This is a genomic window from Pseudoalteromonas sp. SG43-6 (assembly GCF_014164365.1).
Taxonomy (GTDB): domain Bacteria; phylum Pseudomonadota; class Gammaproteobacteria; order Enterobacterales; family Alteromonadaceae; genus Pseudoalteromonas; species Pseudoalteromonas rhizosphaerae.
The window spans coordinates 19,173-28,653 of the sequence record NZ_JACJEZ010000057.1; the positions used below are offsets into that span (position 1 = coordinate 19,173).

Below are 9,481 nucleotides of genomic sequence, written 5' to 3' on the forward strand. Positions count from 1 at the left end.
GCGAGGTATTTATATGACCAATAAACGAATGAGCGATGGGCCAGATTGGACATTTGAATTACTACAACAATACCAAGACGAAATTGCCCGCGTGGCTGAACATTATCGCCTCGATACTTATCCTAATCAGATTGAAGTGATCACCGCAGAACAAATGATGGATGCCTATTCCAGTGTTGGTATGCCTATTGGCTATAGTCACTGGTCTTATGGTAAAAAATTTATTCAAACTGAGCAAAATTACAAACGCGGACAAATGGGATTGGCTTATGAAATTGTCATAAACTCGAATCCTTGTATTGCTTATTTAATGGAAGAAAATACCCTTCCAATGCAGGCTTTAGTGATGGCGCACGCTTGCTACGGGCACAACTCGTTTTTTAAAGGTAATTATTTATTTAAAACATGGACTGATGCCAGCTCTATTATTGACTACCTATTATTTGCAAAAAATTATATTGCTCGTTGCGAAGAAAAACATGGCATTGATGAAGTCGAAAACCTACTTGATTCATGCCATGCACTTATGAATTACGGTGTCGATCGTTATAAACGCCCACAGCAAATATCTTTATTTGAAGAACAAAAACGCCAACAAGAGCGCGAAGATTACTTACAATCACAAGTGAACGAACTTTGGCGCACAATACCTTCACATCAACAGGAAACTAAAAAACACGAGCGTCATTTTCCTTCAGAGCCACAAGAAAATATTTTGTATTTTATAGAAAAAAACGCGCCATTACTGGAATCTTGGCAACGAGAAATAATTCGTATTGTGCGTAAAATCTCACAATATTTTTATCCTCAAAAGCAAACCCAAGTAATGAATGAAGGCTGGGCAACGTTTTGGCATTATACTATTTTGAATCACTTATATGATGAAGGGAAACTCACTGACTCATTCATGTTAGAGTTTTTACAAAGTCATACTAATGTTGTGTATCAGCCCCCTTACAATAGTAATTATTATTCGGGTATTAACCCTTATGCGCTGGGTTTTAATATGATGGTGGATATCCGCCGTATTTGTGAAAACCCTACCGAAGAAGATAAACAGTGGTTTCCAGAATATGCCGGAAGCAACTGGTTAGATACGCTGCACTTTGCAATGGAAAACTTTAAAGACGAAAGTTTTATTAGTCAATTTTTATCACCCAAACTTATTCGTGACTTTAAATTATTCACTATTATCGATCATGAAAAAGATCCGAATCTACAAGTTGGTGCGATCCACGATGAAAGCGGCTATCACGCGGTACGGACTGCGCTCTCAGCACAATATAATCTCAGTAATCACGAACCCAACATTCAGATCTATGATGTTGATATTAGAGGTGATCGCTCTTTAACCTTGCGCTACGTGCCACATCAAGATATTCCACTGGCAAAGTCTCACCATGAGGTATTAAAACACCTTTACAGACTATGGGGCTTTAAGGTAAAACTGGAACAAGAGTCAACCTCTGGCGAATTGAATATACTCGGGCAATGTCCATCAGATGATTCACGCCATACAACAGAGTGAATAGAATGGATAAAAAGCTTCTCGTACTAATTGATTCAGTAGAATTTGCACGTACTGCTATTTTGCACGCGAAACACAAAGCAATTGGTAAGCAAAAACATATTGATATTGTCGCCTTTGCCTATGAAAGTGCAGGTAATATTTTGTTCTCGCCGCCAGCTGAACAATTGCAAGTAATTCAAGAAACAAGGTTGGCTACTCTCAAAAAAGAATTAGTACCACTACTTGAAAGCGAATTGTCAGAATCAGATTATTCATTAAATATTATTTGGCATGAGGCACCTGAGCAATGGTTAGCCAATGAGAGTGACTTTGAAAACTATGAGATGGTGATAAAAACGCGCCATATTGACGAACATTGTCAATTTAGTGAACTTGACTGGCAGTTGATCCGCTTTACCCCACTACCACTTTATTTAGCTGCGGATAATACCTGGCGCAATAACACCAATGTGTTAGCTGCACTTGATTTAGGTAGCGAAAAAGCCACTAAATACAAACTAAACAAAGATATGATTGAAACTGGTTTAGCTTATTCCAAGCATTATGACTGTCAGTTTTATACTTGTTATACCGTTCATGTTTCCCCAATTTTAAGAGACTTAGGCATTGTATTTTCAGACGAACAAGTACTGAATGCTTTTGAGAAACTACCTGTCATTCAACGTAATTTAATTCTTGAGCACGATCTTAAAAATAACCTTCACATAAAAGCGGGCTTAGCCGAGCAAGTGATCCCAAGTATTGCAGCTAAGCTTAATGCAGGTCTTGTGATCATGGGCTCAGTAGGCAACATAGGTATAAAAGGTAAGTTAATTGGCAATACCGCTGAAAAAGTTATGCGGTTACTAAAAACAGACTTGCTTATTTTACCTCCTGAATGTTAGATAATTGCTAGTGATAATATAAAAAATGACGCATTTTGCGTCATTTTTTATGCCTATTAAAAGCAACCTAGTTTGGCTAGTTAAACCTTTTACTATTGTGCCTTAAAGGCTTTTTATACTCATCAAGATTAACTCAAATCTTTATACGCCGTGATACAGTTTCTGCCATTTTCTTTTGAAAAGTAAAGAGCTTTATCTGCCGCTTCAATCCATTTTTCATAGCGCTCAAATTCATCTTGAAAACAGGCAAAACCAACACTTACCGTCATTTTAATTTGTTGTTCGCCAAAGTAAAAAGATGAATTTTCAATTAAACTACGCAAACGCTCAGCAAATATCTCAGCACCTTTGCGATCCGTGTCCAACAGCGTTACCGCAAATTCTTCGCCGCCATAACGACCTGCAATGTCTGTTTCACGCAATGTTTTACGCAGTAAATCAGCAATGTTACGCAGTGCTTCATCGCCACAACGATGGCCATGTTCATCATTTACTTTTTTAAAGTGATCGATATCAAACATCAATAAAGTACTTGTGCCACCACTGCGTTTGATCCTAAGAAATTCTTTGCGTAGGGTATCTTCCCAATGACCTCGATTAGTCAATTTTGTTAGTGCGTCTGTTTGACTCATTTGTTCAAGTTTACGATTTACTTCTTCGAGCTCTTTTTTATTCACCGCCATATCAGTTACATCATAAAGAATGATACAAATATGGCCAACTTCTCCCATCGTATTTGACAGAGGAATAAATGTCGCGTTTTGAAACATATGGTCTGCTTTACCCGTGATTGGACGGTAATTTTTAAAGCGGAAAATGTATGGCTGCTGTTCCCAAATAGTAAATGAGCGATTTTTCAAAATAAACACAGACTCTGATTTACTGCGAAACCACTTTTCATCAATTGATGGAAATAAATCAAATAAATCTTTATCTTTTACTGCGCTGGGTAACATACCCGAATGGTTTTCCATAAAACCATTCCAAATACACACTTTATAGTCCCTATCTAATACCACTAAACCAACATCTACGGTATTAAACATATCCATTAACCAATGGATTTCATTCATATTAAAATCAGCAGCAGGCATAATGTTAGTCTTCTAATAGGTAAGCAACTTTGTATTTCAAAGTTTTTAGTGAGTCTTCGGTAAATAACAGCATCAAGTCACAGTTAATATTGTGGTTCTCAATACCATAGCTAATTTCTATTGCCAGAGTACGTTGCCAGCGTGATTTGTTTGCTTTAACTAAATCAGACACATCACAATGTTGCCCTAACACCACTGGGTGTCCTTGGCTAAAGGTCATGTCTAATTGGCGAGATAATCCAGTTAAGATTGCACCTATCAGGATATTACTAATATCCATTAATAACTCCAGCTCAATTTTCTTATTGAGCTCCCCTTGATAGTTCATCAAGGACGCAATTTCTTTAAAGCTAGAATCATTTAGAAGCAACAATGCCTCACCGGATACACCACCACCAATAAAACCTTGGCATACGCCTGAGGTTGTTGCATTAGCATCAATTGAGCGCAGCGCCATATCAAGTTCATTAACTTCGAGAATATTGACATTAGGAATAGGCAGTTCAACAAATACATTTAATAGCCGTGCTAATAAGTCTCCAGCCTGACCCATTGCCACGTTAGTCAGCTCTTGGTATATATCCCTAACATCTGGGTCAACTTGCTCACCTAAGCGGTGTGAGAGCCGCTCGCGCATTGCTTTATCTTTAATTCCATGGTGTTCGATAATGTCGGCAAGCTTTTGGGCATCACATGGTTTTTGAATAAAGTCTATCGCGCCAAGTTCGAGCACCCGTTGATGCGCATTCGGCTGAATATCGCCAGAGACAACAACGGTTAGTATATCCAAGTTTTGCTCTTGAATTGCTTGCAGTACTTCGTAGCCATCCATTTGCGGCATATTTAAATCGAGGAATAAGATTTCCGGGCTTAACGCTTTAATTTGCTCAATACAATGCACGCCATCTTCAGCAAACTCAACTTTAATATCCCAATCATCGGGCAACGAACGAGCTAACTGACGGCGCGCAAGCTTAGAATCATCACAAATTAGTACCGATGTTGACATAGTCTCTCTCTGATTGCTTTTATTTTTATTATTAAAAATGTAAACATTTACCACTGCTTTATGTTAATCAATGTAACCATGCATTACAATTTTAAATTGCATTAAACTCTTGGTGTCCATGAATGATTATAATACACTCAGCCTAATTGCGTTAACTCTAAAGGAAATACCTTATGCTCCGTTCACTCACTTTTGCTTTAAGTGCCTTTTGTTCAATGGCTTTTGCCGCCGATATGACCGAAAATACGCTTGATGCGGGAAAAGTATCAGCACAATCTAAGCCAATCACTTTATTAGGACAAGGTGTAAAACTAGGCGATAAAGCACCAGACTTTAAAGTGGTTGATGGCTCATTCACGCCAATTACTTTAGCCGATTACCAAGGTAAAGCCGTTTTAATAAGCGTTGTTCCAAGTCTTGATACTGGTGTTTGTAGCATTCAAACCAAGCATTTTAACGAAAAGGTTGCATCGCAATTTCCAAATATAGCCATGCTCACCATTAGTGCTGATTTACCGTTTGCACAAAAACGTTTTTGCAAAGCCGAGAACATAGATAAAATTACTGCCTTATCTGATTCAGTATGGCGTGACTTTGGTCAAAACTATGGTTTGATCATTAAAGATATGGGATTACTTACCCGTGCTGTGTTCGTATTAGATGCAAGTCATAAAATTGTTTATAAACAGTTGGTAGCCGATTTATCAACTGAACCAAAATATGACCCTGTTATAAGTGCTTTAACCGCGTTGTAATCTTGCAAATAACAGTCATAAAAAAACCGCCAATCGGCGGTTTTTTTATTGATTGAATTATCAACCCAATAATTCAGCAAGTTGCTGATTAACAGCTTCAACAGCTTGGGTACCGTCTAAACGATGATACTGCGTATTACCCGCTTTAGCTTCCGCTTGGTAATAATCAACCAATGGCATTGTTTGCTCATGGTAAATACCTAAACGTTTACGTACTGTTTCTTCTGTGTCATCAGCACGTATGATCAGATCTTCACCTGTTACGTCGTCTTTACCTTCCACTTTTGGCGGATTGTAAACTACGTGATAAACACGGCCGGAACCAGGATGAACGCGACGTCCTCCCATGCGGTCAACAATAATTTCATCAGCCACATCAAACTCAATAACGTGATCAACAACTACGCCATTTTCTTTCATTGCATCAGCTTGTGGGATGGTACGTGGGAAACCGTCTAGTAAAAAACCTTTTTCACAATCAGCTTTAGTAATACGCTCTTTAACAAGACCTATGATGATGTCATCAGAAATTAACTGACCTGCATCCATTACTTTTTTCGCTTCAAGACCCAGTGGTGTGCCTTCTTTAATTGCAGCACGTAACATATCACCAGTTGAAATTTGTGGAATACCGTACTTATCCATCAAAAACTGAGCTTGAGTGCCTTTACCTGCACCCGGCGCGCCCAAAAGAATAATGCGCATATCATTGTCCTCGTTTGATACTGATTTTACAAAAAGCATATCAGTATGATTTATTATAAAGCTTGAATTCTTCCATAAGCGCCGCAGATACTCAAGCAACTTATACCAATTGACTACGTTGAGATCATAAAAAAAGGGAACCGAAGTTCCCTTTTTATTAAAATGTTAGTTTTTGAGCAATTACTTACTCAAATCTAACATTAATTTATTTAAGCGAGTCACAAAACCTGCTGGATCTTTTAATGTACCGCGCTCTGCAAGCAAGGCTTGATCAAGCAGTACATGTGACCACTGTGCAAATTTGTCTTCGTCTTGTTCAACATTTAAATGCTTAACAAGTTGATGCTCAGGGTTAAGCTCAAAAATTGGTTTTGCTTCTGGAGCAGCTTGACCTACTGATTCCATTAGCTTTTGCATTTGTGAGCTCATGTCGTTGTCATCAGCGACCACACAGGCTGGTGAGTCAGTTAAACGATGCGTAAAGCGTACATCTTTAACATTATCGCCAAGTGCTGTTTTGATGCGCTCAACTAAGCCTGCAACTTCTTTTTCAGACTCTTCTTGCGCTTTTTTGGTCTCTTCATCATCTAAGCTACCTAAGTCTAGGTCACCACGGGTAATTGACTTAAATGGTTTTTCAGCAAACTCGGTTAAGTGGCTCATCATCCACTCATCAACACGGTCACTCATCAACAGTACTTCGATACCTTTCTTACGGAAGATCTCTAGATGTGGAGAGCTTTTCGCCGCAGTGAATGAATCCGCAACAACGTAGTAAATCGCGTCTTGGCCTTCATTCATACGCTCAACGTATTGCTCTAATGAAACGTTTTGTGCTTCTTCATCAGTATGTGTTGATGAGAAACGCAGTAACTTAGCAATCGCTTCTTTATTCGCTGCATCTTCTGCTGGACCTTCTTTGATCACTTGACCAAATTCATTCCAAAATACTTGGTAATCGTCGGCTTTATTTTTCGCCATACGCTCAAGCAGTTTTAAGGTACGTGACGTACAACCTTTGCGGATTGCTTGCGTTACTTTGTTATCTTGTAAAATTTCACGCGATACGTTTAGCGGTAAATCGTTTGAATCAAGTAAACCTTTTACAAAGCGTAAGTAGCTAGGCATAAATTGCTCAGCATCATCCATTACAAATACACGTTGTACATACAGCTTTAAGCCACTTTGACGGTCACGATTCCATAAATCAAATGGTGCTTTTTTAGGAATATACAGTAAGCTTGTGTATTCAGTTTTACCTTCAACTTTGTTGTGAGCCCAGCTCAGTGGATCTTCCCAATCATGGCTTACATGCTTATAAAATTCTTTATATTCATCATCAGATAGCTCTGATTTATCACGCGTCCACATTGCTGTGGCGCGGTTAATGCTTTCCCACTCACCAGGTACGGCTGGAATTTTCTCGCCATCTTCACCTTCTGACTCAGGCACTTCGGCTTTGTACATTTGTACTGGTGTTGAAATATGATCCGAGTACTTAGTTACAATACTACGTAGGCGCCATTCATCAGCAAACTCTTTTTCATCTTCACGAAGGTGTAAAGTAATTTCAGTACCACGGCCTGCTTTTTCAATTTCTTCTAGCGTGTATTCGCCCTCACCTTGTGATTGCCATTCAACGCCTTTTTCTTCACCGGCTTTGCGAGTACGAACAGTCACTAAGTCTGCAACTATAAATGCAGAGTAAAAACCAACACCGAACTGACCAATTAGTTGCGAATCTTTGCTTTGGTCGCCAGTTAAGTTTTTGAAAAACTCAGCAGTGCCTGATTTAGCAATAGTCCCTAACGAGCTGATCACTTCATCACGAGTCATACCAATACCGTTATCAGAAATAGTTACGGTATTTTTTTCTTTATCGGCACTGATACGTACACGTAAGTCTGCGTCACCTTGGTATAGTTCACCATTTGAAAGTGCTAAAAAGCGTAATTTATCAGCTGCGTCTGAGGCATTTGACACAAGCTCACGTAAGAAAATTTCTTTATTAGAATAAAGTGAGTGAATCATTAAGTTTAATAGTTGTTTAACTTCTGTTTGAAAGCCTAATGTTTCTTTTTGTGCTGCAGTCATTTATATATCTCCAATTTGCAAAGTGTCTGCGTTATGCACTTAATATGGGGCGCGGTTTGTTAACTTCAAGTCAAAAGAGCAAAAAAGTAAGCCATAGCAAGATAAACACGGAAGTTAAGTTGTTTTTTCTTACAATCAAAATGGCTGTGGGCAATGTAGGTGCGTTTGCTTGGAGCTTCGAGGGTGTACAAAAAACAGATCGCTGGCATGTAATTGTAAGCGCTCAGCCAGTTGTTGGCTATGTTGGTTTTTATACAGATCACAGCCAATAATTGGGTGCCCAATGCTGTGACTGTGTATACGTAATTGATGTGTACGCCCCGTCACAGGGGTAAATTGCACTAAAGTACGCGGCGGTGATGTTAAGCGCTGTAATACTAAATAGTCACTGACGGCAGACTTACCCGTCACATTACAAATTTTAACTAATGGAAAGAGTAACTTATTTTTGACTATTGCAGCGTTTATTTGACCTACGTCATTTAATAACCAGCCATCCAACATGGCTATATAGTGTTTTTTTATTGTCCCTGATTGAAACTGCTTATTAAGGAGCTTAGTTGATTCAGGGTTAAGGCCTACAATCATAATACCTGAAGTACCATAGTCTAATCGATGCGGCAATTTAGCTGTCGGAAATGCGGCAGTCAGACCTGGCTGCCCATTCACTAAACGATAATGCACAGAATCCCAATTGGCCGGATTTTTACCAGATAAACTCAGTAAGCCACTGGGTTTATTGATCAATAAAATATCATCGTCTTTATATAAAATTTCCACATGCTCATGACAAACCGATGCAATAAAGTCATCGACAATAGAATGCTGTGGCAAATTTATATTAGACATTATTTCTCTCATTATTGATTTTATAAAAACGTTGCGACATTAGTATCTTGAAACTAGTTAAATTTCTATCATACACAAAAAAGTCGGTATGCTGCGCTGTAGTTTGGCTTTTAACTATAAAGGGCACTAGTTTTCAAGATTAGAAAATGGTAGTGAACGCATGTCGAAGGTTAATACCAATCGTGTTAAGTTACTGACCATTTATAGCGACAGATAAATACAGTGATAACAAGGCGTAAATTTTGACATGTAGTTGTTCTACTTGAAAAATTATAACGCAGTTAGCGCTTTATTTAGCTCGCTAGAATGGTTAAATATTTAAGTCGATTGGTATAACACTGCGCTGCTGACAGCTCAAAGCCATTAGCTTTCCTATAGACGTAAAAAAGCCGCTTCATTTCTGAAGCGGCTTTCTCAATTTGGAGCCTGGCAATTTCCTACTTTCACATAGCAAATGCTACACTATCATCGGCGCTGTTTCGTTTCACTACTGAGTTCGGCATGGGGTCAGGTGGGTCCAAAACGCTATTGTTACCAAGCAAATACGGTGTTAATCGCGT

General features: G+C 38.8%; 8 protein-coding genes and 1 rRNA gene. 3 read left to right on the forward strand and 6 right to left on the reverse strand.

Annotated features, from left to right (window positions below; all coding sequences use genetic code 11):
* Positions 1-13 precede the first annotated feature (13 nt).
* Together H5201_RS19115 and H5201_RS19120 are read left to right on the forward strand one after the other, a co-directional pair.
* Entirely contained in the window at positions 14-1,528 is a 1,515-nt protein-coding gene (locus tag H5201_RS19115) for a SpoVR family protein (protein WP_182719484.1), read from the forward strand.
* Between the two features lie 5 nt (positions 1,529-1,533).
* Positions 1,534-2,415: a universal stress protein gene (locus tag H5201_RS19120; protein ID WP_149982779.1), complete on the forward strand. Its 882-nt coding sequence runs from the start codon at positions 1,534-1,536 to the stop codon at positions 2,413-2,415.
* A gap of 128 nt (positions 2,416-2,543) precedes the next feature.
* Here the strand turns inward: H5201_RS19120 and H5201_RS19125 are convergent, their stop codons facing one another.
* A complete protein-coding gene (locus H5201_RS19125) occupies positions 2,544-3,509 on the reverse strand; it encodes a diguanylate cyclase (RefSeq protein ID WP_182719485.1) in 966 nt (321 codons plus the stop codon).
* A 4-nt stretch (positions 3,510-3,513) separates the two neighbouring features.
* A complete protein-coding gene (locus H5201_RS19130; RefSeq protein ID WP_149982781.1) occupies positions 3,514-4,518 on the reverse strand; it encodes a response regulator in 1,005 nt (334 codons plus the stop codon).
* A 173-nt stretch (positions 4,519-4,691) separates the two neighbouring features.
* On the opposite strand from H5201_RS19130, the gene tpx reads away from it, so the two are divergent.
* Positions 4,692-5,273, forward strand: a complete 582-nt coding sequence (gene tpx, locus H5201_RS19135; RefSeq protein WP_149982782.1) for a thiol peroxidase — start codon at positions 4,692-4,694, stop codon at positions 5,271-5,273.
* A 60-nt stretch (positions 5,274-5,333) separates the two neighbouring features.
* Here the strand turns inward: tpx and adk are convergent, their stop codons facing one another.
* The 4 genes from adk to rrf form a co-directional block, all read right to left on the reverse strand.
* Positions 5,334-5,978, reverse strand: a complete 645-nt coding sequence (adk, locus tag H5201_RS19140; protein ID WP_149982783.1) for an adenylate kinase — start codon at positions 5,976-5,978, stop codon at positions 5,334-5,336.
* 180 nt (positions 5,979-6,158) lie between these two features.
* Positions 6,159-8,072: a molecular chaperone HtpG gene (gene htpG / locus H5201_RS19145; RefSeq protein WP_182719486.1), complete on the reverse strand. Its 1,914-nt coding sequence runs from the start codon at positions 8,070-8,072 to the stop codon at positions 6,159-6,161.
* A gap of 135 nt (positions 8,073-8,207) precedes the next feature.
* Complete coding sequence (locus H5201_RS19150; RefSeq protein WP_182785214.1) at positions 8,208-8,921, reverse strand: RluA family pseudouridine synthase; 714 nt, start codon at positions 8,919-8,921, stop codon at positions 8,208-8,210.
* A gap of 424 nt (positions 8,922-9,345) precedes the next feature.
* Positions 9,346-9,460: ribosomal RNA gene (gene rrf, locus H5201_RS19155) — 5S ribosomal RNA — on the reverse strand.
* Positions 9,461-9,481: the final 21 nt, after the last annotated feature.